The organism is Clostridia bacterium, from assembly GCA_026414765.1.
In the GTDB taxonomy this organism is placed as follows: Bacteria; Bacillota; Clostridia; order Acetivibrionales; family DSM-27016; genus SKW86.
Genome location: JAOAIJ010000039.1, coordinates 43,202 through 70,163, shown reverse-complemented (window position 1 = coordinate 70,163; position 26,962 = coordinate 43,202). Strand labels below are relative to the sequence as shown.

The window sequence follows — 26,962 nt, the reverse complement described above, 5'->3', positions numbered from 1 at the left end:
ATATTGCTCTATTTTCTAAACTTTATTATTCTGGCAGGATTTCCTCCTACAATACTGTAAGGTTCTACATCCTTTGTAACAACGGCACCTGCAGCAACAATAGCCCCTTCCCCTATTTTTACCCCTGGAAGTATGATAGATCTGGCTCCTATCCAGACATCATTACCTATCACCACATCCCTTTTTGGAGAATTACCCTGACTGTTCATAGGAATGTCAGTCCTGTCAAAATTGTGGTTTTGTGTATATATCATAACATCAGGCCCCATCATTACATTATCTCCTATTTTTAAAGGGCCTGAAACCCTGCAGTTCACGCCAAGCCCGGAATTATCCCCGATTTCTATATCCCTTCCCGATCCAAAAAAAGCACCGTGCTCTATATTTATGTTTTTGCCTGTTTTTCTGAATAACTGCTTGCATATGCCCCTTCTGATTTTCTTTGAACCCAGACTGTACACGGTATCGGATCCTGGAAGATGCCGTGCAACGAAATAATACAGTATCAGACAGATGTAGTACATTATTCTTTTCATAAATCCTCCATTGTGAACCTTTTGTACTTTCAAATTATCTCTTTGCCGGTTGATTAACCTGCCGTGCCGGTTTGATTTGTTCCGGCCTATGATTACATGGCAATTGTTGTTCAGCTATATCCAACATCCGCACATCTGGTCCCAGGAATAAAATTCAGCCGGTACAACACAATAAATTGTATTAATATTATACCATTGACTTGTTTTTATTACCAGCTCAGCCATAGTGCCGCTACTTGCATATTTATGATAAATCCTGTATCATTTTATGTCGTATAATGTATAAAAAGGTCAGGCAAATGATTTCCTACATGAATAGTTTTCGGAGTAATCAATTATTATAGAATAAGTACTCAGCCGGAGAAGAGTTTTAGTATGTACCTAAAAAGCCTTATCTTATTGACAATCACTATTTTTATATCTTGTATCCTGTCATTTTCATCCTGTATAAATTACATCATTCAGGATAATTCCCATATTAGTGAAAATCCTTCATTTGAAACAAAGTTTGAGGATACCAGGTCTCAATCGTTTGATTTGTATGCAAAACTGGAAAAATCACCGGTAGAAAAATTGTTATTTGTCTTCAAATACAATGAAACCGACGATATGTGGATTGAGTTCAAAAAGTGCGGTATAAACTCAATAATGTCTATCAGTGCAATCTATCTGGCTCCTAATATGAAAACCGGTGTTGATCCGGATTTTAGCAGAAAAACAGTAACTTTTATGAAAGCCTATACAGATTTCATAGGTCCTTACATAGTAAGTGCAAAGAACAACGGTGATTCAGGCAGCCCCTCTTTCACAGGGGGATGGCACGGCTCAAATGGGAACGAAACGGGCAATCCTACTGCAAGGACTATATCTGTAAAGGTAAAAACAGATTCAAGTTATCAGGCTGTCGAAGGTGTAATCCCATGCTATACTGCTGAAATCCATGTTACAAACCTGATACAGGGCTATAATACCAAGCAGCAGCATAGGGAGATTCTGCTTGAAAATGTGTACTATGGAATTAACAACGGTAGAATTGATGTCCGCGTTGAAACCGAAGCTCTTGAGGATGTATCAATTCAAAAGTATTATGGACTTCAGATTCAGAATAATCCCTGGAATCAAAATATTTCTTTCAGAATCGAGAAAACCAAAACCACTAGTGAAAATATGCTACTTACGAAAATTGAACATGCAAATAGATATTACCCTACTGCTGAAAAGCTTATTATTAATGCAACGTATGGCAAACACAGGCTGGAAGTCTGGATAGACCCAACCTACGGCATGGGGAAAATGAAATATATATCTGGCGACAAACCTTATGCATTCTCCTTCAAACCAACAAAAGGCAGTGGAAAGAGTTATTTCAATCTCATCAACGGTTTGGAGTTCAGCCTGCCAAAAGACTGCAAAATGTACTGGCATGGCGGATATGTCTTCTCATATAAGTGACTGTTCCCCTTTATCTCCGACAATATCACATACAACAGACCTGTTTTCTATTTCACATATTATAGTGACATCTGCAAAAACTTTTGCTATAATCAGTCTGCCTGGCTAAATTTTCTAATATAGTCTAGCACAGGTTTTTCATAGTCAAATGTTTTTACCGGAGTAAATATATGAACCGAAGAATATATGAATTCGATCAGATTAGGGTAATTGCCGCAATTTCGGTAATCATAATACATGTTACCGCAATATACTCCTCCACCAGCAGTTTTGCCTATTACAGCAACCAACTCGTACGCTATGCTGTTCCTATATTCATTCTGCTGTCAGGCTTCCTCCTGCATTTTTCAAATGCAGACAGAGAATTAAGCTACCTAAACTTTTTATCAAAAAGGTTTAAGAAAATCCTTATTCCTTATCTGGTGTGGAGCATTATATATATACTTTTCGAGAATAGAAGCAACCTTTCTTCGGTTTACTATAAAAGTGGGTTTCTAGTTGAGTCACTGACACATATAATCAGGGGAACCGCATACCCTCATCTATACTTTGTCATAATCATAATTCAGATGTACCTACTTTACCCATTTTTAAAAGTACTATTAGGAAAATACCCTAAAGCTTTGATATCTTCCAGCTTTTTACTAACACTGTTTTTTCAAACAGCAGTATATATGTCTCTTTTAAAAGCAGTACATCTTCCCAAGTTCATTATTCCCTATTATATATTTTTCCCTACCTGGCTTTTTTATTTCATTTTCGGCATGTATTTATCAGAAAACACAGAAAAAGTGAAGGTTAGAATAAAGAACAACAGGATACAACTTATTGCACTATGGTTCGCAGGTCTTTTTATTCTTTTGGTCGACAGTAGAATTACCGGAACCGGGTTTTCCTCAATAAAGCCCAGCACCATGCTGTATTGTCTCTTATCCTTCTTCGCCTTTTACTCTGTCTTGCAGCGGTTTCAAACGGATACACCTGCACTAAGGAATACTATATGCTGGATATCTGCACAATCATATACACTATATCTAAGCCACATGTTGGTATTAAGCTTGATAATTACATTCTTCCGCAGTTTTGGACTTAATTCTGTTTTAGCAAATAATCCGGGAATGGTACTTTTGTTTTTACTTACCCTAGCTCTTTCACTCATATTCACCTATGTAATAAGTCTCACGCCTTTTGCCACTCTTTTTGGGGGTGTGGGTAAAAAAACGCCGGGTATTCATTCAAAGATCCAGGGTTCTCATACGACACAGCTATAGAACAAGTCATTTGGCAAAGGAATATCTCTTTTCGTTATCTCCAGGTTCCCGCTTGACCCTATCCTGCACATGTTTGACATACGAATATCATAGTGCTAAACTATACTTAGCATGGTCAAAAATGGCCATTTAACGGAGAGGAACAACATGCTGTCTAACCCTTTGGTTTCTGTCGTAATTCCTATGTATAATGTGGAAAGGTATATTGAAGAAACTCTTACAAGCGTTTTAAACCAAACCTATAAGAATATTGAAGTAGTTGTAATAGACGATTCGAGCAGGGATAAAAGCGCGGATATAGTAAAAAAAATGCAAAGCCGGTTTAGTAATTTAAAATATATATATAAGGAAAACGGCGGTGTTTCAAGTGCAAGGAATGTAGGCATCAGAAATTCTACTGGCGAATATATCGCATTTCTCGATAGTGACGATCTATGGCTGGAAACAAAGCTTGAAGCACAAATATCCATGCTTAATGCAACAGGTCTTGATGCATGTTACTGCGGATACCGGGAGTTTTTCAACATCGGTCAACCTTTTAAGAAAATGCCGGGCAAGTTTTACGAGGGCAAAATCCTTAAAGAACTGCTTCTGGATAAGGCAATAGGCTGGACAAGTACATGGGTTATCAAAAAAGATCTTATACTCAACAATGGGTTATTTTTTACCGAAGGTTGCAGTATGGCCGAGGATATAGAATTTTTCTCAAAAGTCACATATTTTGTTGAAGTATGTGCCGTTAAAGATTATCTTGCACTGTACAGAAGGAGGAGCGATTCACTGACCGCTTCACCGGACAGAACACGTGAAATCCTGGTCTGGAAAAGGCTCAAAGAATGGTTGGATCTGCAAATAAGCATACCGCATTATGATAAGAAAGTCCTGATTGATATTTTAAGCACATACAGGATTGCAGGTGTATCCATACACTGCCTATATGAAGAAATCAAAAACCGAAAAGCAGTTATTGGCGACCTCATAAATGATGAATTGTATAAATATGTCAAAGATTACAAACCGGTAATGACAATTCACTCAACAAAGCTTCTTATTAAGAAGATACTGCTTACCCATCCTGTTTTGTTGAGAGCATTGTCCCGGTCAGGAAAATAATTACAGGTCTTATACAAGTAAAAGGAGGCAATATATGAAAGCAGTAATACTAGCAGCAGGGGTTGGTTCCAGGCTAGGAAAACCATACCCGAAATCACTCAATAAACTGCCGAATGGTGAGACTATTCTTGGAAGGCAAATAAGAATACTCCGAAAAAACGGAATAAATGAAATATATGTTGTTGTAGGCTTTAAGATGGGTCTGATAATGGAAAGCTTCCCTGAAGTATTTTATAGATATAACCCGGTATATTATGTTACAAATACCTCCAAAAGTCTGTTATGCGCTATCAGAGATATGAATGACGATGTACTGTGGACAAACGGAGACGTAATATTTGATGAAGAAATAATCGCACATATGGTAAACCAGGCTGGAAATGCTATAGCTGTCAACAGCTCAAAATGCGGCGAAGAGGAAGTCAAGTATAAAGCAGATAACAAAAACCAGCTGACAGCTATATCTAAACAGGTACAAGATGCTCATGGAGAAGCTGTAGGAATAAACAAAATCTCAAAAGAGGATATAGAGAACTTCAAATCTGCACTTGAAAACTGCTCCGATAACGATTATTTTGAAAAGGGTATAGAGATGCTTATAGATAACGGTAAGAAGTTTAACATAGTAAACATATCCAATTTCAAGTGTATTGAAGTAGACTTTGAAGAAGACTGGAAGATAGCAACTGAATTGTTTACACAATAATATTCAGATGCTCTGAAACAGAGGAAAACCAATGAATGCAAATAAACTGATTTTTAAGGAAGGAATACTTAACCTGATAGCACTTTTTACGGCAATGTGCCTTAACTTCCTTGGCATACTGGTTATCACCAAAACCTTTTCAGTAGAAGATGTAGGTTTATTCAATGCTATTATCAATGCTACGGCAATACTATCTACAATCACTGTCATTGGGATAAACAACATTTTCATAAGAGTGATACCCGGGATTAACAGAGATAAGGAGTCTGAAGCATCAGACCTCTTTATTTATCAGATAACAAAGAATATATTGGTATCTGCCATATGTATTCTTTTAATTTATGCTTTCAAACCTTTTTTTGTAAATATACTTATAAAAAATCAACTTATAGGTACTTATTTTTATGTTATACCCCTTTATATAGTAAATACCGGATTGCAGCAGATACTAGGCAGTTATCTAAGGGCCTGGTATAAAACATCGGCACAGTCATTCATAGTAAATACTTTACTGAAAAGCGGTAATTTCTTTTTGATCCTTATTTGCCTGCGTTTCAGGCTGACTGTCATTAATTATATACATTATTATTTATATCTGCTGATCGCAATAAATCTTGTCCTATTTTATGTCATCGCAAAAAACAGGTATATAAAACCTATAAAAATCAGGAACGTACTAAAAAAGTATCTGAACAGAAATAAGTTCATTGAACAGGATGTTTATGGTCTGATTATGTCAGTGTCTGCAATAGCAAGCGTGCTGGCTGCCTATGCGGATAGAATCCTGGTCAACTGGTTTACGGACAATTCACAGCTTGCGGTGTATAATACCGCTGTTCTTATAGGAGGAACTATTGCAATATTCGGAAACTCTCTCGCCATGATCGGACACCCTTTGATGGGTAAGTACATCGGCGATAACAATATCACAGAGCTGGATAACGTATACAAGTTCACACAAAAATGGTCTTTGATAGCAACACTTCCTGTTGCCGTAGTGATCGTTATATACTCAAAAGCCTTGCTTTCCCTTCTGGGTACCGCCCGCGGTGGAGAAGGTTCCGTCTATGCCTCCGGAGCTGTGGTTCTTTCCATAGTAGTAATAGGGCAGCTGATAAATGTGGGAACTGGAATGTGCGGCGGCATAATAAGTTTCTCCAAGCACTATAAAATGGATTTGTATACACAGATAATACTTGCAGTACTGAGCATCACGCTAAATGCAGCTCTGATACCGGCCTATGGTATGGCAGGCGCTGCTGTTGCCTCTTCCTCAAGTCTCGCTATATACAACATCGTAAAAGTAATATATGTTAAAATCAAATTTGGCATATTGCCCTTTGATACCGGCATAATCAAGGTACTAGCTGGAACCGTATTCAGTGTAGTACTTACGCTTGCTTTAAACCAGGTTATTGATTTGGACGGATTTTACCTTATCGCCGAAGCAGGCCTGGCAGTTTTAGCAAGCTATGCTATAGTATTAATTGCCGGATTGTCAAAAAGTGATATAGTGAAACTAAAGCAGTTAATTGTAAGGAAATAAAGTAAAATAGTAATATGGAGTAGAGACTATGAGCATTAGTACATTACTAAACAGGATTATATATAAAAGCAGGATTTTACTTTTGAGGACATTGAATGAGTTTGTTCCAAAACAAGATAATAAAATAGTCCTCAGCAGCCTTCCCGACTTCTCAGATAATGCGAAGGGCCTTTGGGAATACCTTGCCGGCTCCGAAAAATATGAACCTGTATGGCTTTTTAGCGATAAGAGCCTTGTTGAGAAGCTGAGCAGAGAAAACATAACCTGTGAATATTCCTGGTCATGGAAGGGGATAAAAGCCCTCTTAACTTCCAGATATATTGCTTGTACACACAGTCAGCATATCGCCATCAAGTCTTCAAATCAGTTTTTAATAACCCTATGGCACGGCATGCCTCTGAAATCTATGGGCTATATTGACAATCTTTGTACAAAAAAAGATATAAAAGGCTTCAAAACAGTAAGTAAAAAATCTGATATATTCATATCCACTTCACCAATAATGAGATATGCACTGGCAAGCTGCTTCAATATAGATGCAAGAAAAGTTGTTATCACAGGCCAGCCCCGAAATGACAAGCTTTTCTCACCTGAAGACAGAGCTGTACTTTCCAGGGTTTGCGGTAAAAATCTGGATGCATATGATAAGCTTATACTGTATTGCCCTACCTTCAGAGCCGGTATGGGAAGGGTAGAGGGAAAAAAGCTTGACAAAAATGTGTTCAACTTTCCTGATTATCAAAGGAATGAACTGGATGAGCTGCTCAAATCACATAATGCACTGCTTGTTATTAAGCTCCATCCGTTTGAGGAAAAACAGTACAGCGGTTCTGAACTGGATCTGCCGCAAAATTCAGTGCTGGTAAAATCAGATGCCTTTAATACCAACACCGTGAGCATGTACGATATTCTTGGATTATTTGATGTGCTGGTTACCGATTATTCTTCAATATATTTCGATTATCTGCTCCTTGACCGCCCGATAGTTTTTGTCACCAGTGACCTGAATACATACAAAAGCGGCAGAGGCTTAATATTTGAAGATTATGACTTCTGGACGCCGGGACCAAAAACAAAAACCTTTGATGAGTATGTACAGTGTCTCAGGAAATGTTTACAGGACAAAGAATATTACAAAGCTGAGCGCAAGCTTGTAAACGGCCTGGTTAACCAGTATACGGACAACCGCTCGGCAGAAAGAATCATGCAGTGCGTAGAAAAAACAAAATGATTGATATGGACAAAACAAAGAGTGAATTGTAAAATGTAAAAGAAAATAGAATTACTAAATTCTTAATACCATTGATACTTACAGGAGGAAAATAACATGAAAATTCTTGATGAAAAGGGTCGTCTGTTTGGAGTTATTAATATAATTGACCTTGCAGTAGTAGCATTATTATTACTGGTTATTGGAGTACTTGGTTATAAGACGGTGGGCAGCAAACTTAATATCGCCCCCAATGCAGGAACAAAAGAACTTATTGTTACAGTTGAGTGCCTGTCCAGACCTGAAGCTGTAGCTAAAGCCTTCAAAAAGGGTGATCAGCTCCTGTCACTTACAAATACTGTTAATGCGTATATCGAATCCGTATCCTATAAACCTGCAATAGAAGAAGTAAAAAAAGAGGACGGATCATATATCATAGCAACCAAACCAATATCGAAGGATATCCTTATAACAATCAAAATGACTGTGGATGCAGGTTCTGCCATAACAAAACTGGGCAGTCAGGATATAGCTATAGCTAAGCAATTTGTTGTAAAAACAAAAAATGCAGATGTACCGGGAATTATCAGAGATGTTGTCGAGAAATAGGAGGGTGTCCTGTGAGATCCTATATTGAAAACAGCCTGGCATACAGGTTTATTTCATGGTCTATTCTTGTTTATCGGTCAAGTTGTCTCAACAGGTTTATGGAAACCTTGGGTAGATGGACTGAAAACAGTACAATATATAAAGGAATAATCAGATATTTTAACAGAAAGTCTTTTGCAGAAAACTCTGTATTCTATAGAATCTTAAGTTTTATGGGTAAAAAGCTGGATATTCATGCCGGAAAAATCCATACAAAGCTGGCTTCAGCAATAAATTCCAGCAAGGTCAAAACTTTGATTGATACCCTAAAAACAGAGTCGGGTAGTAATCCGAATGCGTTGTTATTAACAGCTCTGGTTACATTTCTTAGCGTATATGCTTTGGTAACCTCAATTCTTGGCACCTGGAATACAGCAAGACTTTTATATATTTCTGTTTTAGGCATTATATGCCTGTTATTGATTATTCCTGTTAAGACTTTAAAGGGCTGGGTGCTGAGCAGTAGAATTTACAAAGTACTTCATTATATTTGGGAATGAGATGTGATATCTTGTGAAAAAGTTACTTTATATATTAATAGGTTTAGCAGGAATATTGCTGGGAATAATAGGCGCATTTACTCATGTACTTCTCCCTGTAGGCATTATTGCTGCAGTTTCCATGGGGGTTCTGATCCTGCTTGATTATCAGAGAGTCACCTACCTCCTTGCTTTCTATATTATTATTGACTTTATCCTCAGGTATGTAATGCAGGTTCCGTTTCTGGGAGGCAACTGGGACGAACTGCTATTTGTTGTATGTGTGATGCTGTGGTTTTATAAATGGCTGGTATACCGCAAGCAAAAAGCTTATTTCTGGACACCTCTGGAATTTCCACTGATTTTCTTTATAGGGGTTGGGATTCTACTCCTGCTTGTAAATTCTCCGGATATGAGAATAGGCTTGGAAGGCTTCAGAGCTGTTTTTGAGTATCTCCTATGGTTTTTTGTCACTGTACAGCTTTTAAGGACACCTACAGGTGCTAAACGTCTCGTATACATGTTGGTATTCGTAGGCGGCTTGCTTGGACTTGATGGTGTACATCAATATATAGTAGGGGTAGAAATGCCGGGAAATTGGGTTGATAAGGCTGAAGTGGCAGTACGCACGAGGGTGTTTTCAATAGCGGGTAATCCTAACGCCCTAGCCAGCCTGATGGTGCTTCTGACACCCTTAAGCATATCGCTCGTGTTTTTTGAAAAGAAACTGGGGAAAAAGGTTTTATTTGGTGCTATAGCCCTTATAATGCTGGCTTGTCTGGTCTTTACCTTTACAAGAGCAGCCTGGATCGGCTTCATATTTGCACTTATAGTATATGTTTTCGTAAAAAACAGGCGTATGCTGATACCGGCACTGGCAGGTATGGCTGTAGGAGGTGTCATAATAAGCTTCCTTGTTCCTTCAGTAGCCGACAGGATTGCATACCTTATTAGTCCGGAGTACATGGTCAGCAGCTCAAAGGGCGGCCGTGTCAAGCGATGGATAGAAGGCTTGTATATGCTGAAACAAAATCCGTTATTCGGTATGGGCCTTGGACGTTTCGGCGGAGCAGTAGCAGTAAATAACAAGATCCCGGGTGCTTTCTATATGGACAATTATTACGTTAAGACAGCAGTTGAAACAGGTATAGTGGGACTATCGGCATTTCTGGTTCTTATATATAATTTAGTTATCTGGAATATCAGAGCTATAAGAAATCTTAAGAATACACGGTATGTAAATATTGCCCACGGCGCATTTGCAGGTATGTGTGGAGTTCTAGTCCACAGTGCCGCGGAGAATGTGTTTGAGGTTCCGATGATGGCGGTTTACTTCTGGGTAATGGCAGGTATTGTAATGTTTCTGGCTTACATGAATAATAAAGGTACATTAAAAGAGAGTGATGCTGTTTAGCATCACTCTTTATTCACTTCAGACAGCTTTTCTATCTTCAGTTTCAAAATCCCTATTTCCTGTGTAAGGGTCTTTACCCTGTTAGCATTTCTGGATAATGCAATTGTTAATGTAAACACTATTACAAGAAGAAAGAATATAACCGACAAAAACAGGGTATTTACCGGCAGTTCGATATGGAGTACCGCCGAAACAAAGTACAGCACTTCCGGAAATACGGATAATATAATAAAGCTGAAGCTTGTAAGCATCCATGTCAAAGCATATTTTAGTTCCAGTCTCTTATTTCTTACCATGTTAAAAATGAAAACAAAGAACAAAGTAGAGGAAATAATCAGAATTACCTGTAAAACCTTATTCATTACAATCCCTCCGTACCTTTACCTGCTTTTTGAAAAGGATGCAGCTATTATTGCCAGGCTTACCTTTATCATATAGTATATCGACTTAATACTGGTAATGGAAGACCTGCCCCCATCCCTTTCATTCATTATTACCGGTGCTTCCGATATTTTAAAATTTCTTCTCGTAGCCAATACAATGGTTTCAGGTTCGGGATAATCCCTGGGGTATTCTCTGGCAAAGCACTCTATCACCTTCCTGTCACAAGCTCTGAAGCCTGAAGTAGGATCAGTAATCAGCTTGCCTGTGAGCAGTTTTATGAGTTTTGAAAAATACTTTATCCCCACACGTCTTGTAAATGTGGACTGAAATCCTTCCTTCTCTATAAAACGCGAACCTATACATAAATTAAATCCCTTTCCTATCTCTCCAACCAGAGTATCTATATATTGCGGATTGTGCTGCCCGTCCCCGTCAACCTGTATGGCGACATCATAATCATTATACAGGGCGTATTTATAGCCGGCCTGTACTGCGCCGCCTATCCCGAGATTAACCGGTAAATCTATAACCGCAACATTATTATCCCTGCAAATCTTACGGGTTTTGTCCAAAGAGCAATCATTGACCACCACTACATCATACCGGGGACATTTGCTATTCAGTTCATTAAACAGATTAGTCAGGCTCTTCTCTTCATTAAATGCAGGAATAATAATCAAAACCTTCATAAAACCCCTTCAGCCTACTTAATTATTTATTTTGTGAACAAATCTATGTTTTACAACATCTGATACCTGACAAACGAGGTATGCAGCAGACAGCATTAAAAAGAACATATGCTGGTATGCGTATCTGCTCAAAGGAATAAAAATCAAATACAATCCCAAAAACAAAAGCCCGTATATATTAATAAAACGGTTTACTCTGTTGATAACCGAATTGGCTATCAAACCGGCAGCACCTACAAAAACTATTGTATTATGAATTATATTATGGATAATCTGTGTACCCGGAAGTTTATAATATTGCCAGGGAGTTCCGAACATAATCTGGATTTTGCCCAGAGTATACCATTTAATATATAGTAAAGGTTGTGTCAAAAAGCCATTAATTATTCTCTCTCTGGCCAATTTCGCCTGCCGCTCAGAATTTCCCCTTATTTGCTCCGTAACATCCCACATAAGATTTTCCATATATGGATATGTTCCGGCCAGTAAAGGGTTCCCTACACTAGTTGATGTTATGATAAAAGTGTGCAGCGAAACTATGTTCCGTATCCACCAGGGAAGCATTAATAGCACAAAACCCCCACAGGTTTGAAAAAACACTCTGAATACTGCCTTTCTCTCTTTTTTACCCCATGCAAAATAAATATAAATAAACGGCAGTATAAAAAGCGGAAGCAGCGGAGGTCGTACGAGAATATGAAATGCAAAGGCTATTCCCGCTAATACATTCATAGCTGCTTTTCTGGTTTGCAGTCCAACTGTTGTAAGATAGAAGTAAAGCAGCATGGTAGCCAGGGAAAACACCTCTGTTAAAATGTCTACGGAGGACATTGCATAAGTAGGATAGATTGCAGTAAGCAAGCTGGTAAGGAGAGCTATATCATTGCGTCTAAAAAGACGGCGGACCAGTAAAAACGCCAGAAGCGGAGTTATAAGGCCGCTTACGCCTACCTGGATCATACGGGCTATAGTTATCTGAAGATAAGGGTCATGAAAAACAGCATATATCCCACTCAGAAACAGAGGATATACAGGTGTCACAAACGCATTGGGTTCTCCCTTCTGTGGTCCGACATCCATACCTTCATTCCAGTAGCCGTATATACCATTATCTACCAGTTGATGAGACATCAGCCAATAGTGCTTTGCATCACCGGCCAGTTTGAAATTCGGTAAGAATTTATAAAAAACCACGGCACGAAATGCCAGTCCAAGTATGATTATTGCTAAAAGAATCAAAAATACACTCTTTCCTTTAAGTTTATTTATCATACAAAATTCCCTTTCATATTTATATCAGCACTTTTTTCCTATATCTTTTTACAGAAAACAACTATTTCATCCTGCAGCTTAAGTATGTCTGAAATCTTCAGAACAACAGATATCATTGCTCTAAGTAAAGGATTTCTGGCCCAGCCCAGATCATTCTTCCTTTTTGATGATTCTATCCGCTTTTTGAAATTTCCCATATTTATACTGTTCTCACGTTTAACCTGAAAAACCTTAAATCCTGTATTCTCCATCATCCTTGAAAGTGTCTTTTCAGTATAGTGATAAAAGTGCTTGTACACAAAATGGTATTCATATAATGACTTTGCAGGCGCTGATATCAAACCGAAGCTCAGCTTATATGCCCATATGATAAGCTTTGGAATCAGTCCGCTGTAATTTGGAACTCTCACAGCCAAAACACCGTCCTTCTTCAGCACTGCCCTGCATTCACTGAGAAATCTCTTCGGATCAGGTATATGTTCCAGTACTGACCATACGGTAACCAAATCAAACTCAATACCCCTGAATAATTCTTTGGTAAACTCCGTATTATGCAGATTGAGCCCTTCATGCCTGCATCCTGCTACTTTGCACATGCTTTCAGAAGGCTCTACTCCATAAGCTTCAAACCCGTGTTTTCTTGCCAAACTCAGGAATAAGCCTGTGGAGCATCCTATATCCAGCACTCTGCCCGTTTTTACCACCTTTACAATATCCTTCATTTCAGCTTCAAACTGGGGTAACCGTACTGACTCGATATAGTCAATAAACTCATCAACTTCCAATTCTATATAATCGTCTTTGCATTCACCTATTTTAATGGGGTCCATCTGAACCAAACCGCATTCGCGGCATTTTACCACAGCTATATCTTCAAACCTGACAATATTTTTGTGAGTCTCCGACCCACATAGATTACATCTCATATTTCCACCCTTTTCATCCCGGTTATCTATTATTGTAAAATAATCAATTGAATAAGGTTGTCTAAGCCTAATATCTACTGAGGAAATTATAGCATAGTAGATACTCATATACAAGAATGTGAAATTGTGTGACAAAGCCTCTTTACTTTGATAAAATTAATAAAACTGCAAATAAAAATTTCACTATACTTGATAAATTTTATTCCTAGAACTATCGGATTAACAATCTCTATATACTCTACTCATATATTTTATCCATAAAACTTATCAAGTCAGCACAATGCGTTAAGTTATTATATATAGATTGACGGAGGTAAAAAATGCTGGAATTATTCAGTAGCATAAAGCTTGATAAAAAATTGAAAGAGCCCTTGTATCTCCAGCTTTATATGGAACTTAAAGAATTTATTGTCAGCGGTTCTCTTCTTTCTGATTACAGGCTGCCTTCCGTAAGGCAGATGTCGAAAACGCTTAACATCAATCAGATAACAGTAGTATCTGCTTTCAGGCAACTTGAAAGTGAAGGTTATGTATATACCAAAACCGGAAGCGGAACATATGTGGCAAGTATGCTTCCCATAAAAATCGGCAGTAATGCGGATGAAAGCGTAATTAACGATGAGCTGTACAATCAGGATGATGTATCCCTGATAAGCAGCGGACAGGTGAATATAAGCGAAAATACGATTAATTTCGCCAGTGCAACACCTACCCCGGATCTTTTCCCTGTTGACAACTTCAAAATTGCACTGAATGAAACACTGGACAGAGATAAAGGAAATGCCTTCAGCTATCAGGAAAGCCAGGGTTTTTTACCTTTGAGGGAATGCATATGCGGTCTTCTGTCGCTGAATAATATTGAGAGTTCTCCTGGAAGTATTCAGATAATCTCCGGTGCCCAGCAAGGTATAGATATCATATCCAAGGCTTTTTTGAGGCAAGGTGATTACGTAATAACTGAAAGCCCCACATACACAGGTGCTATTGCTGTTTTCAAGTCGAGAGGTGCTGAGATAATTGATATAGAAATAGATAAGGACGGTATGGATTTAAACCTTCTCGAATATAACCTTAAAAAATACAAGCCGAAGCTCATTTATACAATACCTTCCTTTCAAAACCCCACAGGGTACTCCTACTCACATAAAAAACGGTTGGAGCTCTTAAAACTGGCTGAAAGATATGATACTTATGTAATTGAAGATGACTATGTCAGTGATCTGGATTTTGAAGAGAAGAAATATCCCCCTATTAAAGCACTTGATAAAAATAACAGGGTTATTTTCATAAAAAGCTTTTCAAAGATATTTATGCCCGGTCTAAGGCTTGGATTTATGATATCGCCGCCAAGTATGCAAAACACCATTCTGCAGGCAAAGCATACAACTGACATATCCACTTCGGGACTGATACAGAGAGCGTTTGACCTGTATATCCGGAAAGGCTACTGGGATAAGCATTTTAAATTCATGTACGATATATATAAAAAGAGATATTTTGAGACACTGGAAGCATTGGAGGAAAATCTCCCGGACAATATCAGTTTTTTCAGACCGGGTGGAGGACTAAACATATGGTTGGATATGCCCTTCGGCTTTCCTATAAACAACCTCCTGAAGCGGACTGCCTCAAGTGATATAGTTTTCGCTCCCGGAAAAATATTCTACAGCAACAGTTCCTGTCAAAAGTTAAACAATATAAGGATTAGCTTTGCAGCAGTTCCTGAAAAACAAATCAAATCCGGAATCAGAAGCTTATGCAAAATTATATCGGCATTAAATCAAAAACAGGATTCCAACCTCAATATACCGATATTATAGCGTTTCACGCTTTCCCATACACACAAAGAGGCCTTGGGGGTAATATAACCTCCAAGGCTTCTATATAAACACTATAGTAGTGGTCTAAGGAACAGTGCTCCAGTATATCTGCACTTAAGTGATTTATAATAAGCAAACAACAACTTATCCAACTCATTTTTTATGTGGCTTGCCTTTTCCCTGTCCTCATTTCTATTACCTCTAAGGGAATTCAATACTGTGTTCTTTTCTACTATCTGCTTTTCAAGTTCTTTGTAATTATCTGTCATAGAAAACCCCTTTTATAATCATATCGTTCTTCCTTACATAGAATTATACGATACAATTATTAAAAAGTTTTAAACTAAGTATTAAAAAATTATTACAAAAAACTCTGTTATTGAATCTCAATATTGTGCCTGCTTTCTTTTTTTCCTTCCTGTTTTGGTAAAGTAATTGTAAGAATACCATTGTTATATTTCGCTGTTACAGCCTCATTTCTGACGTTTTCCACATAGAAGCTCCTGCTGAAGGAACCGGTTCTCCTCTCGCGTCTGATGAAGTTGTCCCTTTCTTCATTCACTTGTTCATTGTGTTCTACTGAAATAGTAAGCACATCATCTCTAAGATCAAGCTTTATGTCCTCTTTTTGAACTCCAGGGATTTCTGCATCTACTATATACTCTTTCTCATTCTCACTTATATCTGCTCTTATAGGGTGTCCGCTACCGGAAAACTGTGAAAAAAACGGGTCATTAAAGAAATTGTCAAAAACGCTCCGTAAATCCCAGACACTATTGCTTCTGGCAATTCCGTGATTTTTTCTGTTATAAGGTGTCATTCCAAACATATAAATACCTCCTATTATTTAAATAATGTTTACTGGGGATCTTCGGATTTAAGCATCCCCTTACTTTGACTATCTTTGACTTTATACTAATGTTATACCATATATTATTAACGGATATCAAAATTTGTTTTTGACTATCTTTGACCTTCTGTCTGTACCAAATCATATTTACGCAATTTATACTCATCATTCTTAAATTTACATCATATTTCAGCGTTTTTTAGCTGTTATTTTTTTAGGTACCCTTCCGAAGAGCCTCAGTATCTCATCCTTCTGTAAAGCCCCCACAACAACCATTAAGGATATTGCAACAATCACATTTATTACTATAGTCAAAACTACACTCCAATTATGCCCCATATCGAATATTCTGCAAAAACTGTAAATATACCTGGCTATAAAAAGCATCACTATACCTACCAAACCCGGTTTTACTAACCAATTCCTTATGTCAAGCGCCATACCTGTTGTTTTTATGACCGAATACAGATTCAGAATACATACAAGTGCTGAACTAATAATTATTCCTACTACATATCCGGGAATGCCGTATATAGGGATGATAAAATATACGAAAGCAATTCTGATAAAATTTCCTATTACAAAATTCCTGAGCGAAACCCCTTGCTTACCCAAGCCGTTAAGTATTCCCAGTAAAGTTTGCTGCAAGTAAATGAATATGCAGCAAAAGGCAAGCAGGTACAACATTCCGCCTATATTTTCCTTCTTATATATCAAATTCCCGATTTCATCCGGATAAGCCAGAAATACAGCTGTAAATATGAATCCCAGGATAAATGTGATCTGAATTGATTTTGATATTCTGTAATTTACAGACTTGTAATTCTTCAGGGACATTGCTTCCGAGATAGCAGGAACAAGAGTTGTAGCAAGTGAGTAAGTTACAAGCGACGGAAAGAAAATAAGCGGCATAGCCATACCGGCAAGCCGCCCGTATTCCTGCATACTGAGCTGATAATCCAGCCCCCCGGTCAGAAGCCTTCTTGGTATGAGAATCATTTCTACCGTAGTCATTATCGATATGATGAATCTATTTAATGATATGGGTATAGAAATGTTCAACAAGCTCCTTATGATCGACTTTTTCTTCAAAGCACCTGTTTTTCCTTTGTTCTGAATATCTTTCTTACGCTTGATCCTGTAAGCTATATATACAACAGCCAGATTGGAAATCTCTCCGAAAGCCATACCGATAGTTGCCAAAGCACAGGCAAACTCCAACCCTATATTCAAAAAGTAAGATGCCATAGCCATTACAAGGCCTATCCTTACAATCTGCTCTACTATCTGAGAAACAGCTGTAGGTGTCACATCCTGAATACCGTAGAAGTACCCCTTGATCGCAGCTGCTGCGGCTATTACCGGAATACAAGGTATTAAGAGCAGAAGTGAATAATAGGTTCTGCTGTCCCTCAGCAAGACATCTGCAATAAATCTCACATTTAAAAACATGAACACAGAAACGATAGTACCGGCTCCAATTACAAGCATAAGAGCACAGGAGGTAATTCTTCTCAAGTTTACAATATGATTTTTGGCCAATTCCTCTGCTACGGTTTTTGAAACCGCAATAGATATACCTGATGTCAAAGTGAGGATAACCAAAGTATAGACAGGAGAAATAAGCTGAAATAGTCCCATTCCTTCTGCCCCTATCAGGTTTGATAAATATATTCTATAAACAAATCCCAATATCCTTACAACAAACCCGGCCAGCATAAGTATAATTGCCCCGCCTATAAAAGACTTTTTAGACATTTAGACTCCCTAAAGAAAAAATCTCTATTATTAATATTTTGAAAAACTCAAGCTTATGACGGTATAAGAAAGATGAGGTGAAATAAATAGCTTTAATGACATACTATGGTCAAGCTTCTGCAAAATTTCATAATGACAATATTACACATGTATTATTCGCACTGATACGAAATAAAATAAAATACGAAAATTACTGTGCAATACAAGGAGTTTTTATGGGAATATTTAGAACAAAGTCAATCCGTGATCTGATAGCAGAAACTCAAGGCGAAAACCAGCTTAAGAAGGTTCTCGGCGCAAGGGATCTGATTTCGCTGGGGATAGGTGCAATCATTGGTACGGGAATATTTGTAATAACAGGAGTCGCCGCTTCGCAGTACGCAGGCCCGGCAATTATAGTTTCATTTATTCTGTCAGCTGTAACCTGTGCTCTGGCGGCATTGGCCTACGCAGAGTTTGCTTCAATGATTCCGGTAGCAGGAAGTGCATACACTTATTCATATGCTGCACTTGGTGAAATTTTTGCATGGATAATCGGATGGGATCTTATACTGGAGTATTCTGTAGCTATTAGCGCTATTGCAATAGGATGGTCAGGCTATATGACAAATCTGCTGAAAGTAGTAGGTATAAATCTACCGACAGCTCTCACAACTTCTTTTCTTGCAAAAGAAGGCGGCTTTATAGATCTTCCTGCGGTTATAGTAATAGCAATAATTTCTTATCTTCTTATAAAAGGAATCAAGGAAAGTATATGGGTAAATAACGTAATTGTGGTAGTTAAACTTGCTGTCATAATACTGTTCATATTATTGGCATTTCCCAGTGTAAACGCCGCAAACTGGCAGCCTTTCATGCCATTCGGTTTCAAAGGTGTAGTAGCAGGGGCAGCCATAGTATTTTTTGCATATATAGGCTTTGACGCCGTTTCAACAGCAGCAGAAGAAGTGAAAAGACCCCAAAGGGATCTCCCTATTGGAATTACGGTATCACTGCTTGTAGCAACAGTGTTGTATATAGCAGTTGCTGCTGTCCTAACTGGTGTGGTGAAGTACACAGAGCTTTCAAACCAAAGTGCTCCTGTTGCATATGCACTAACCAGGATCGGCCAAAACTGGGCTGCCGGATTACTCTCACTAGGTGCTATTGCCGGTATTACCAGTGTTCTTCTCGTAATGATGCTTGGGCAAACAAGAATTTTCTTTGCCATGTCAAGAGACGGCTTACTTCCCAGGGTTTTTGGTGAAGTATCCACAAAAACCAAGACACCTGTCAAAAGTACTCTGCTGACATTAATGCTGACAGGCGTGACTGCTGCATTTCTACCTATCAATGTAGTAGCAGAACTCACTAATATAGGCACACTTGCAGCCTTCATCATAGTATCGATCGGAGTAATTGTCCTGAGAGTCAAGAAACCAGAGGAGCCCAGACCTTTCAGATGCCCGGGAGTACCTTTGATCCCGCTGTTATCAGTGGCATTGTGCACGTATCTCATAATCAGCCTTGACCCTCTCACATGGTTGAGATTTTTTGTCTGGCTGATAATAGGAGTAATAGTATACTTCATATACTCTAAAAACCATAGCAAACTGCAGCAGGACAAAAGTGGCTAACACCACTTTTGTCCTGCTCCTGTGCCTTTCCGCAGTATTGGGGAAAAGCCGGCATGCGTATATATCTAGCCTTTTTTATTAACATATATACCATAAATTCTACTTCCACTACCCTCAACCCAGTCATAAATACCGGGTTTGTCCTTTAAATCTATCAACCAGCCCCTGTTTGCCGTACTCAGTATGAGTGTGTCGTCACTCACCCATGTCATATTACACTTATCCAAATGAGATAAGTTTTCAACATTATAATTCAGGGTAAATCTCCGTACCTCTGCCTTTTTATTATCTAACAAGTCAATACCTAAAAATCCCTCCAGACTTCTGACAGCCGCAGTGTATTTCCCTCCGGGAGAACCGGATATGCTATACCCGTATTCATTTATTCCCTTCCCGCCAAAACTTCTTAACAAGCTGCTGTTACCAATCTCTTTTGTCTTGCCCTTGCTGATTATATATGTTTTATCATCAGCTTTTGAAACACCCAGATATGGCCCTTGTCTGTCCAGTGCAAATACATAGTCCAGGGAAATATTCAGCTTAAATACTTGTACTTCGCCTTTTTCTGCTTCGCAATAAAGTGTTCTTCCATCTGTATAAAAAACAGCCCCATCGGTTGACTGCCCCAACACTTTCCATATGCCTGCAGTTTTTTCCCTGTACATGCCATCTGAAGTTACCAGGAATTTATCCTCTGCAGTATAGAGCAAAATCTTATTGCTGCTAATCCATACAGCCCCGCTGCCTGCGCCTATAAATGCCTGCCTGGTACCATCGACAACCGCTGTATAATATCCTTCTCCTGCTTTATAGTAAAGCACCCTGTCAGCATCCGGAGAAAAGGACACCCTACCTTCTATTACTGTTTTTCCCCTTCTCTCAATGAAAGTATAGTTTACAGGGTATTCCGGGTCGGTGAAGGTAATACGTTTATATCTTTTTCCCTGCTTGTATTCATATAGTATCCCGCCATTGCTAAACAGCTTGTAATTTCTGTCCTTAGGCTTTGCATCGCGCATTCTGAGAAAATAATCACCCAGCTTCCTCATGATACCTTCCCTGACATCATATAAATATGAAATCCCTTTTACCGGATCTATCCAGTAAAGATACTTTCCGTCTGCCGACCATGCTGCTGATTGGCTTATATCAGTCAGACGCGGATTTTTCATCCCGTCCGGACAAAAAACATATACCTTGTTATCCCTTTTAATGGTATAGCCTGTATTCTCTTTGGAAGTCTCTATCCTAACATTATCGCTATTTTTTCCCTCACTCTTCCAGAATTGTTTTTCATTAAGCAAATCAGATATTTCTACTGTCTCATTTTCTGTCCTTAACAATCTTATTCCATTTATACCATTTTTCAAATCCGGGAAATAATTTATGAAAACAGTATTCTTACTCAAATATTTGTCCACGCTAAAACCTTTAAGAAAATCAAATATTTCCGTAGAAACGAGAATATGGTTTTTAGCTGTCAAAACAGCAGAATCCAGCTTTACCTTTCTACCATCTATTTCTACTTCGGATTTGTTCAAAATCATTTTGACCTTCTCATTGTGTATGCTGAACTCAAATATATCATCAGACGAAAAGAACCTGAACCCGATACCCAGCTTTTGAAGCAGCAAATCCATAGGAATGAAAAAGCTTTCTTTCTCATCTGAGTAAGCTTTCAGCCCTTCTATAACTTCTCCGTTGAAATAAAAGGCTTGTTCTTCCAGCTTATTGGCCTTCACCGGCTTAACCGATGCCTCAATACTTTTTGTGGGCTGAGCTGCCAAAGGCTTCAGTGCCTGATCCTTCTTCTTTATCATTACTATTGACACCTCAATAGCAATACCGGCTGCAATAATGCACAGGATAGATATCACTGTAATAAATATTACTACAGCCTTAGTACGTAAAAACTTCATCGATACCTCCAGAGTTCCTTAAACGTCATTCTCATCTCAATAGATATTTATTTCCTGCACCTGACTGGTTATATACCTTAATTAAGTCTAAATTCCTGAATTTCTGCGGCTGAGGCGTGAATTTCTTCTCTTCTCAGCTTCTAAATAATCCTTCTTTTCATCGTCAGTCTCAGGTGTAAGAGGGGATACCGGTGTGGGCTTTCCATCACTATCAAGTGCAACAAATGTCAGGTACGCCTTGTTTGTCATTATTACATTTCCCGTTCTCATGTTTTCTGCATAAACCTTTACTGTTACTTCCATAGATGTGCGTCCGACCCAAGTCAGCTTAGCCCTTAGTATTACCATTTCACCCATGCGCGCCGGATGCCTGAAATCCAGACTATCCATTGCAGCAGTGGCAACAACTTTGTTTGAATGCCTGGATGCCGCCATAGCTCCTGCAATATCAATCCAATGCATCAATCTCCCTCCAAGAAGGTTTCCCAAAAGATTAGTATCATTCGGTAAAACCAGCTCGGTCATCTCTACCACTGACATGCTTGGGGTTTTAGGTGTAAAGCTGTTAATATGGTCCTTTGAAATATCATGCATCAATTTTGCCTGCCTTTCTTTTTAGCCGATCACATCTTTTCTTTATGTCAGCATAATGCATCCTATTATTCAATCCGATCTTAGATATTAGCTGCGCCGCCTTTTCTGCCATTTCCAATGCTTTTCCCATATCTTTTGCCTTATGCTCATAGTATTTAGCCAATTCTATCAGAGGGTAGGCGCTTAGTGTTTCTGTGTCGGCAAGCATTTGCTCCCACTGCCTTACTGCGCTTTCGTAATCTTTATTCCTCTTGAATACTGTGGCCAACCTCCGGGCTGCCGCCTCTTTTACAAAACTGTTTTCTGATTTTATACAGTTTTTATAGCAATCAGCCATAGCTTCATACTGTTCGTTACCCTCTAAAATCCTGCCGATACTTAATAATTCCTTATCACCATCGGTTTCAGACAGAGGGTTTTCAAGCATACTGTTTATCTTTATCATTAACGCAACCATAGAAAGTATGTCCAGTTCATTATGCTTGATTACCTGCTTTATTTCAGTAGCATCCCTGTCCTCCAGGTATTTGAAATATATAGAAGGTATTAACGCCCCCGGAATATCGTCTTGTCTGTATTCACCCAGTATATTTTCCTCCAAGCTAGTCAGACGGCAGCTTTCCAGCTTCATCTTCCAGATCCTTCTTGAGGGAAACAAGAGATCTAAATGTACAGGATCTTTCATGTCAATCCTTATACGGTTGTACGTAAATCTGGTATTTAAAAGGTTCCAGTCAAAAGCTTTGCCGTTAAAAGTGATAAGGCCTTTAAACTGTGACAGCATGCTATTTAGTCCTTGCAGTACGGCAAGCTCTTCATCATAATCTCTCATGAAAAACTGTCTCATTACAAAACAATCATTTTCAAAAAAGCCTGTCCCAATAAGGAAGGCTACCGTACCTACACCGCCTGATAACCCAGTGGTTTCGGTATCCAGAAAAACTAACTCTTTTATAGGTATTTCCTCGTCAAGGCCGCTAAAAATGCATGTCATGGACTTAAGATTTATATCAAAAAGCTGTCCAAGGCCATATCCCCCATGATTGTGAAAGAGGGGATACCTTTTCTCTATAACATAGTACTTTCCAGCTTCATTTTCGCATGGGGTTACCTGTAAAACCTCATGTATATCAAGTCTGCTGCTGATAGGTTTTTCTATCTTATTCACCTGACTGCTTTTATACATTTCAAGTTTGCTCCTAAGATCCATAAACCCTCCCATGGCGTGCACAGTGCCGTATCCTGTTTTTACAGTATACCATATTTTTTTTGTGATTTTAATATTTCTCATATTCAACGCTCTCTAAACGCAAAATAAATTCTTTTGGAATAAGGGAATACAGGCTCTCAAAAGGCTTTATAAATGAACAAAGACAGGCTTTATAGCCTGCCTTTATTTTACCTTTTGTTCAAAATGAATTCAATTAGCTTCAAAGTCACTTCCTTCGGATTTCCACTCCCCTGAAACTCAGTCAATGGTCCTACACACGAAGGGCAGCCCTCATCACAGGTACATTGCTCTATCATTCTCTTTGATGTAACAAACAGTTCATCATGCAGTTCGTACAGCTTATCACTGAAACCTACTCCTCCCGGATAGCTGTCATATATATATAGGGTCGGCCTTTGAGTAAAGGTTGATTTTACCTGGTGTACCACTCTTATATCTCCCGGATCGCACATTAGATACACAGGTGCTGCATGTGCCAGAATATTTGACAGTCCCAGCAGCCCATTCTGCATTTCCCCTTGAGACTCTACTCCTGGCATTCTTTCCGGAAGACTGGTCCAGTAGGAAGTTGTATGCATCTCCATTTCAGGCAGATTAACAGGACCGGACCCTATATTTTCATGTGTATACAACTTGATTTTCTTAAACATGGTTACAAGAGCTGAAACCATTACTTCTCCACTGCATTTTGAAATATCCCCGTAATCTTGCTCCCTGAATACATCTATGACTTTCAGGTCCACAGCCAGATTGGCATCTGTATAGTAGTCAACATTCACCTTGCGAATATATGCTTTTTTTTCTTCAAAATCCAGTTCTTCCACCTGATACTGCTGTCCCTCATGTATATAAATAGCTTCCTCATGCAGCAGCATAGGCGCACTGAACCTGTCAGTCTCACCAATGACCCTGTGGTGAGGTTCAGAAATATCTATGATAATGAAATTTTCGTTGGCCGCGCTTCTTAGGCTTATCTCATCAGACGGGAAAACATCTGATGCCCAGTACCACCTGCTGCCTACATGTCTGACCAGCTTTGCCTCTTCCATGAAGCCCAGTATTTCCTGGGTTGTAGCTACTCCAAAAATTTCAGTATCCTCAAAAGGAAGCTCAAAAGCAGCACATTTCATATGGCTAAATAATATTGCAAGGTTATCAGGGTTTACCAGGCCATTCTCAGGGCTTTTACCGAAAAAGTAATCAGGATTATTGACAATGTACTGATCAAGCGGACTGCTGTTTGCAATTAGGAATGCAGCCGACACACTGTTTCTTCTTCCGGCGCGTCCGGCCTGCTGCCACGTGCTGGCAATATTTCCGGGATAGCCGCAAATTATACAAGCCTCAAGATTTCCTATATCGATTCCCAGTTCCAGCGCATTGGTGCTTACTACACCAGTGATGCTTCCATCCCTCAATCCTCTTTCTATGTCCCGCCTGAGGTTTGGCAAATATCCTCCCCGGTACCCGCGCACCTTACCTTCATTTCCCATTTTGCCATGGAATATGTCCTTGAGGTATGTAACCAATACTTCAACATTGAGCCTGCTCCGGGTGAATATTATTGTCTGGATATCGTTTTTTATCAGAGTCTCAGCCAGCTGTTTGGCCTCCAGTGTACTGCTCCTCCTTATACCAAGTTCCTTGTTTACCAGGGGCGGGTTGTAAAAAACTATGTGCTTCCTGCCGGAGGGCGCACCATTGTTATCTACCAATACCATCTCTCTGCCGGTGATTCTACCTGCTAACTCTGCGGGGTTGGCTATCGTTGCAGAACAGCATATGAACTGGGGATTGGAACCATAGAAGTTGCATATCCGCTGAAGCCTTCTGATTACATTTGCCAGATGACTGCCGAATACACCCCTGTAATGATGTACCTCATCTATAACTATGAATTTGAGATTTTCAAACAGTTTAGTCCATTTGGTATGATGGGGGAGTATACCGCTGTGCAGCATATCAGGGTTGGTGACCACTATATGGCCTGCCTGCCTTATTGCTTTCCTTGCCGATTGTGGCGTATCCCCGTCATAAGTATATGTTTTGACATCAACGCCTGCCTCTGTAATAAGCTCGTGCAGTTCCGTCGTCTGATCCTGCGAAAGGGCTTTTGTAGGAAAAAGAAATATCGCCCTTGATTCATCATCTCTAAGAATTGCATTTAGGACAGGAATATTATAGCACATGGTTTTACCTGATGCCGTAGGTGTAACAACCACAATGTCCTTTCCAGAATTGACAGCTTCAACAGCAGAAGCCTGATGTGAATACAGCTTATATACTCCTCTTCTTTTTAAGGCATCTATAATTCTAACATCCATATATCCGGGAAACTCATTATAACATGCCTCCCTTTCAGGAACTTCAACCCAGTTGGTGATGTTTTTCATCATCCTTTCGGATGCTTTAAAATATTGCAGCATTTGATCAAGATTCATACCTTTATCTCCATCTACCGAACGTATATTCTGTATTCATTTTATAATAACAGGATATAAAAGTAAAGTAATCAGCTTAATACAGTTTTTTATGAAGATTAGTAGATTGTTTTCTGCACAATAGTCAATATAGGCTGCAGGATGTTTTCAAAATTAATGCACTTTATATCATAAATATTTATGTATACAGATGGATTTTGTTGTATAATGTCTATAACAACTTACTAAAGAAAAGATAATAATGCTATTAGGGGGCATTATAAATACTTATGAGAAATTTATTAATAACACTGTCCTGTATTTTTGTAATGGTTGTTTTTTCGCTTTTTTCAGAATCCTCAGAGATGCATGCTGCAGACATTGTTAGCAGCAGATACCCTCTGGAAGCAGCCTCAGTAGAAAAAAAGAATACCATTTCAGATAAGCTCAATAAAGCTTCAGATTTCAAATTCCCTTCCCGCACTGTCAAAAATGGTGGTGCTGTCTTAAATCCCTGGAAAGGATCAAAGCTTGTTGTTATTGATCCCGGACATGGCGGGGATGATCCAGGAGCAAATTCCGGAAAAATCCTGGAGAAAGATATTAATCTGGATGTGGCATTAAGGCTGGAAACGCTACTGAAGTCATACAACATACCAACGTATATTACAAGAAATGATGACCGGTTTATAGAGCTTTACGATAGGATTAAAGCAGCTAACGAAAGAAACGCGGCATTATTTGTAAGTATACACTGTAACTGGTTCAAATACGAACACCTAAACGGTGTAATGACTTTGTATTTCCCATCTGAAAACCTTAGGGCAGGATTTCTTTGCGAATTAGATTACGCAAAACTCCTTCAGTCCGAGCTGGCCAAATCCCTTGGTACTAAGGATCTTGGTATAGAGGACAGAACCGATCTTGCTGTACTGAGACATGCAAATATGCCTACTGCACTTGTAGAGCTAGGGTTTTTATCCAATTACAAGGAAGCAAAGCTTCTTGCTTCCGGGGATTTCAAGCAAAAGGCTGCTGAAGGTATTGCAGAAGGTATAAGAAAATCACTGATCAAAATGACAGTATACAAGGGTAAAAAAGAATAAAG

The 26,962-nt window shown here is 38.9% G+C and carries 24 protein-coding genes; 12 read left to right on the top strand and 12 right to left on the bottom strand.

What is annotated here, in order from left to right; translation table 11 throughout:
* Window positions 1-8: 8 nt before the first annotated feature.
* Window positions 9-536: an acetyltransferase gene (locus tag N3I35_14325; GenBank protein MCX8131260.1), complete on the bottom strand. Its 528-nt coding sequence runs from the start codon at window positions 534-536 to the stop codon at window positions 9-11.
* 375 nt (window positions 537-911) lie between these two features.
* On the opposite strand from N3I35_14325, the gene N3I35_14320 reads away from it, so the two are divergent.
* From N3I35_14320 to N3I35_14280, 9 genes are all read left to right on the top strand, one after another.
* Entirely contained in the window at window positions 912-1,988 is a 1,077-nt protein-coding gene (locus N3I35_14320) for a hypothetical protein (protein ID MCX8131259.1), read from the top strand.
* 170 nt (window positions 1,989-2,158) lie between these two features.
* Window positions 2,159-3,259: an acyltransferase gene (locus N3I35_14315; protein ID MCX8131258.1), complete on the top strand. Its 1,101-nt coding sequence runs from the start codon at window positions 2,159-2,161 to the stop codon at window positions 3,257-3,259.
* Window positions 3,260-3,406: 147 nt separating this feature from the next.
* On the top strand, window positions 3,407-4,372 hold the full coding sequence (locus N3I35_14310) for a glycosyltransferase family 2 protein (protein MCX8131257.1): 966 nt from the start codon (window positions 3,407-3,409) through the stop codon (window positions 4,370-4,372).
* 34 nt (window positions 4,373-4,406) lie between these two features.
* Window positions 4,407-5,078: a phosphocholine cytidylyltransferase family protein gene (locus N3I35_14305; protein ID MCX8131256.1), complete on the top strand. Its 672-nt coding sequence runs from the start codon at window positions 4,407-4,409 to the stop codon at window positions 5,076-5,078.
* A gap of 31 nt (window positions 5,079-5,109) precedes the next feature.
* Window positions 5,110-6,624, top strand: coding sequence for an oligosaccharide flippase family protein (locus N3I35_14300; protein ID MCX8131255.1), 1,515 nt, complete (start codon window positions 5,110-5,112; stop codon window positions 6,622-6,624).
* A gap of 28 nt (window positions 6,625-6,652) precedes the next feature.
* The gene (locus tag N3I35_14295) at window positions 6,653-7,855 is read left to right on the top strand and encodes a CDP-glycerol glycerophosphotransferase family protein (GenBank protein ID MCX8131254.1); all 1,203 of its coding nucleotides are present in this window, start codon (window positions 6,653-6,655) and stop codon (window positions 7,853-7,855) included.
* Window positions 7,856-7,951: 96 nt separating this feature from the next.
* Complete coding sequence (locus N3I35_14290) at window positions 7,952-8,443, top strand: DUF4330 domain-containing protein (GenBank protein ID MCX8131253.1); 492 nt, start codon at window positions 7,952-7,954, stop codon at window positions 8,441-8,443.
* An 11-nt stretch (window positions 8,444-8,454) separates the two neighbouring features.
* Entirely contained in the window at window positions 8,455-8,982 is a 528-nt protein-coding gene (locus N3I35_14285) for a hypothetical protein (GenBank protein ID MCX8131252.1), read from the top strand.
* A gap of 13 nt (window positions 8,983-8,995) precedes the next feature.
* Entirely contained in the window at window positions 8,996-10,375 is a 1,380-nt protein-coding gene (locus tag N3I35_14280; GenBank protein ID MCX8131251.1) for an O-antigen ligase family protein, read from the top strand.
* 2 nt (window positions 10,376-10,377) lie between these two features.
* Here N3I35_14280 and N3I35_14275 read toward each other — a convergent pair whose 3' ends face one another.
* The 4 genes from N3I35_14275 to N3I35_14260 are packed head-to-tail and all read right to left on the bottom strand — an operon-like array spanning window position 10,378 to window position 13,646.
* A complete protein-coding gene (locus N3I35_14275) occupies window positions 10,378-10,737 on the bottom strand; it encodes a DUF2304 domain-containing protein (protein MCX8131250.1) in 360 nt (119 codons plus the stop codon).
* An 18-nt stretch (window positions 10,738-10,755) separates the two neighbouring features.
* A complete protein-coding gene (locus tag N3I35_14270; protein MCX8131249.1) occupies window positions 10,756-11,448 on the bottom strand; it encodes a glycosyltransferase family 2 protein in 693 nt (230 codons plus the stop codon).
* An 18-nt stretch (window positions 11,449-11,466) separates the two neighbouring features.
* Window positions 11,467-12,720 (bottom strand): glycosyltransferase family 39 protein, encoded by a 1,254-nt coding sequence (locus tag N3I35_14265; GenBank protein MCX8131248.1) that lies wholly within the window; start codon window positions 12,718-12,720, stop codon window positions 11,467-11,469.
* Between the two features lie 38 nt (window positions 12,721-12,758).
* The gene (locus N3I35_14260) at window positions 12,759-13,646 is read right to left on the bottom strand and encodes a class I SAM-dependent methyltransferase (GenBank protein ID MCX8131247.1); all 888 of its coding nucleotides are present in this window, start codon (window positions 13,644-13,646) and stop codon (window positions 12,759-12,761) included.
* Window positions 13,647-13,966: 320 nt separating this feature from the next.
* On the opposite strand from N3I35_14260, the gene N3I35_14255 reads away from it, so the two are divergent.
* Window positions 13,967-15,466 carry a PLP-dependent aminotransferase family protein gene (locus N3I35_14255; GenBank protein ID MCX8131246.1) on the top strand — a complete coding sequence of 500 codons (1,500 nt, stop codon included), beginning with the start codon at window positions 13,967-13,969 and terminating at the stop codon, window positions 15,464-15,466.
* 71 nt (window positions 15,467-15,537) lie between these two features.
* On the opposite strand, the gene N3I35_14250 is transcribed toward N3I35_14255, so the two are convergent.
* The 3 genes from N3I35_14250 to spoVB all read right to left on the bottom strand — a co-directional run bounded on the left by N3I35_14250 (window position 15,538) and on the right by spoVB (window position 18,074).
* Window positions 15,538-15,735 carry a hypothetical protein gene (locus N3I35_14250; protein ID MCX8131245.1) on the bottom strand — a complete coding sequence of 66 codons (198 nt, stop codon included), beginning with the start codon at window positions 15,733-15,735 and terminating at the stop codon, window positions 15,538-15,540.
* Between the two features lie 107 nt (window positions 15,736-15,842).
* Entirely contained in the window at window positions 15,843-16,295 is a 453-nt protein-coding gene (locus N3I35_14245; protein MCX8131244.1) for an Hsp20/alpha crystallin family protein, read from the bottom strand.
* 210 nt (window positions 16,296-16,505) lie between these two features.
* Entirely contained in the window at window positions 16,506-18,074 is a 1,569-nt protein-coding gene (gene spoVB / locus N3I35_14240; protein ID MCX8131243.1) for a stage V sporulation protein B, read from the bottom strand.
* A 215-nt stretch (window positions 18,075-18,289) separates the two neighbouring features.
* Between spoVB and N3I35_14235 the strand changes: the two genes are divergently transcribed.
* Window positions 18,290-19,690 carry an amino acid permease gene (locus tag N3I35_14235; protein MCX8131242.1) on the top strand — a complete coding sequence of 467 codons (1,401 nt, stop codon included), beginning with the start codon at window positions 18,290-18,292 and terminating at the stop codon, window positions 19,688-19,690.
* 65 nt (window positions 19,691-19,755) lie between these two features.
* Here N3I35_14235 and N3I35_14230 read toward each other — a convergent pair whose 3' ends face one another.
* From N3I35_14230 to N3I35_14215, 4 genes are all read right to left on the bottom strand, one after another.
* A complete protein-coding gene (locus tag N3I35_14230) occupies window positions 19,756-21,609 on the bottom strand; it encodes a hypothetical protein (GenBank protein MCX8131241.1) in 1,854 nt (617 codons plus the stop codon).
* An 87-nt stretch (window positions 21,610-21,696) separates the two neighbouring features.
* A complete protein-coding gene (locus tag N3I35_14225; GenBank protein ID MCX8131240.1) occupies window positions 21,697-22,203 on the bottom strand; it encodes an acyl-CoA thioesterase in 507 nt (168 codons plus the stop codon).
* Entirely contained in the window at window positions 22,196-23,494 is a 1,299-nt protein-coding gene (locus N3I35_14220; protein ID MCX8131239.1) for a ribonuclease H-like domain-containing protein, read from the bottom strand. Before N3I35_14220 ends, N3I35_14225 begins: the two co-directional genes overlap by 8 nt.
* A gap of 107 nt (window positions 23,495-23,601) precedes the next feature.
* Window positions 23,602-25,875 (bottom strand): DEAD/DEAH box helicase, encoded by a 2,274-nt coding sequence (locus tag N3I35_14215; protein MCX8131238.1) that lies wholly within the window; start codon window positions 25,873-25,875, stop codon window positions 23,602-23,604.
* Between the two features lie 269 nt (window positions 25,876-26,144).
* Here N3I35_14215 and N3I35_14210 point away from each other — a divergent pair, with 269 nt between their 5' ends.
* Window positions 26,145-26,960, top strand: coding sequence for an N-acetylmuramoyl-L-alanine amidase (locus N3I35_14210; GenBank protein MCX8131237.1), 816 nt, complete (start codon window positions 26,145-26,147; stop codon window positions 26,958-26,960).
* Window positions 26,961-26,962 lie beyond the last annotated feature (2 nt).

Excerpts from the sequence above, each read along its gene's own strand:
- N3I35_14215 (MCX8131238.1), bottom strand. The coding sequence starts at position 25,875 with ATGAATCTTGATCAAATGCTGCAATATTTTAAAGCATCCGAAAGGATG.
- N3I35_14305 (MCX8131256.1), top strand. The coding sequence starts at position 4,407 with ATGAAAGCAGTAATACTAGCAGCAGGGGTTGGTTCCAGGCTAGGAAAA.
- N3I35_14245 (MCX8131244.1), bottom strand. The coding sequence starts at position 16,295 with ATGTTTGGAATGACACCTTATAACAGAAAAAATCACGGAATTGCCAGA.
- N3I35_14250 (MCX8131245.1), bottom strand. The coding sequence starts at position 15,735 with ATGACAGATAATTACAAAGAACTTGAAAAGCAGATAGTAGAAAAGAAC.
- N3I35_14210 (MCX8131237.1), top strand. The coding sequence starts at position 26,145 with ATGAGAAATTTATTAATAACACTGTCCTGTATTTTTGTAATGGTTGTT.
- N3I35_14295 (MCX8131254.1), top strand. The coding sequence starts at position 6,653 with ATGAGCATTAGTACATTACTAAACAGGATTATATATAAAAGCAGGATT.
- N3I35_14275 (MCX8131250.1), bottom strand. The coding sequence starts at position 10,737 with ATGAATAAGGTTTTACAGGTAATTCTGATTATTTCCTCTACTTTGTTC.
- N3I35_14260 (MCX8131247.1), bottom strand. The coding sequence starts at position 13,646 with ATGAGATGTAATCTATGTGGGTCGGAGACTCACAAAAATATTGTCAGG.
- N3I35_14315 (MCX8131258.1), top strand. The coding sequence starts at position 2,159 with ATGAACCGAAGAATATATGAATTCGATCAGATTAGGGTAATTGCCGCA.
- spoVB (MCX8131243.1), bottom strand. The coding sequence starts at position 18,074 with ATGTCTAAAAAGTCTTTTATAGGCGGGGCAATTATACTTATGCTGGCC.
- N3I35_14270 (MCX8131249.1), bottom strand. The coding sequence starts at position 11,448 with ATGAAGGTTTTGATTATTATTCCTGCATTTAATGAAGAGAAGAGCCTG.
- N3I35_14325 (MCX8131260.1), bottom strand. The coding sequence starts at position 536 with ATGAAAAGAATAATGTACTACATCTGTCTGATACTGTATTATTTCGTT.
- N3I35_14255 (MCX8131246.1), top strand. The coding sequence starts at position 13,967 with ATGCTGGAATTATTCAGTAGCATAAAGCTTGATAAAAAATTGAAAGAG.
- N3I35_14230 (MCX8131241.1), bottom strand. The coding sequence starts at position 21,609 with ATGAAGTTTTTACGTACTAAGGCTGTAGTAATATTTATTACAGTGATA.
- N3I35_14310 (MCX8131257.1), top strand. The coding sequence starts at position 3,407 with ATGCTGTCTAACCCTTTGGTTTCTGTCGTAATTCCTATGTATAATGTG.
- N3I35_14320 (MCX8131259.1), top strand. The coding sequence starts at position 912 with ATGTACCTAAAAAGCCTTATCTTATTGACAATCACTATTTTTATATCT.
- N3I35_14225 (MCX8131240.1), bottom strand. The coding sequence starts at position 22,203 with ATGCATGATATTTCAAAGGACCATATTAACAGCTTTACACCTAAAACC.
- N3I35_14290 (MCX8131253.1), top strand. The coding sequence starts at position 7,952 with ATGAAAATTCTTGATGAAAAGGGTCGTCTGTTTGGAGTTATTAATATA.
- N3I35_14235 (MCX8131242.1), top strand. The coding sequence starts at position 18,290 with ATGGGAATATTTAGAACAAAGTCAATCCGTGATCTGATAGCAGAAACT.
- N3I35_14220 (MCX8131239.1), bottom strand. The coding sequence starts at position 23,494 with ATGAGAAATATTAAAATCACAAAAAAAATATGGTATACTGTAAAAACA.
- N3I35_14265 (MCX8131248.1), bottom strand. The coding sequence starts at position 12,720 with ATGATAAATAAACTTAAAGGAAAGAGTGTATTTTTGATTCTTTTAGCA.
- N3I35_14300 (MCX8131255.1), top strand. The coding sequence starts at position 5,110 with ATGAATGCAAATAAACTGATTTTTAAGGAAGGAATACTTAACCTGATA.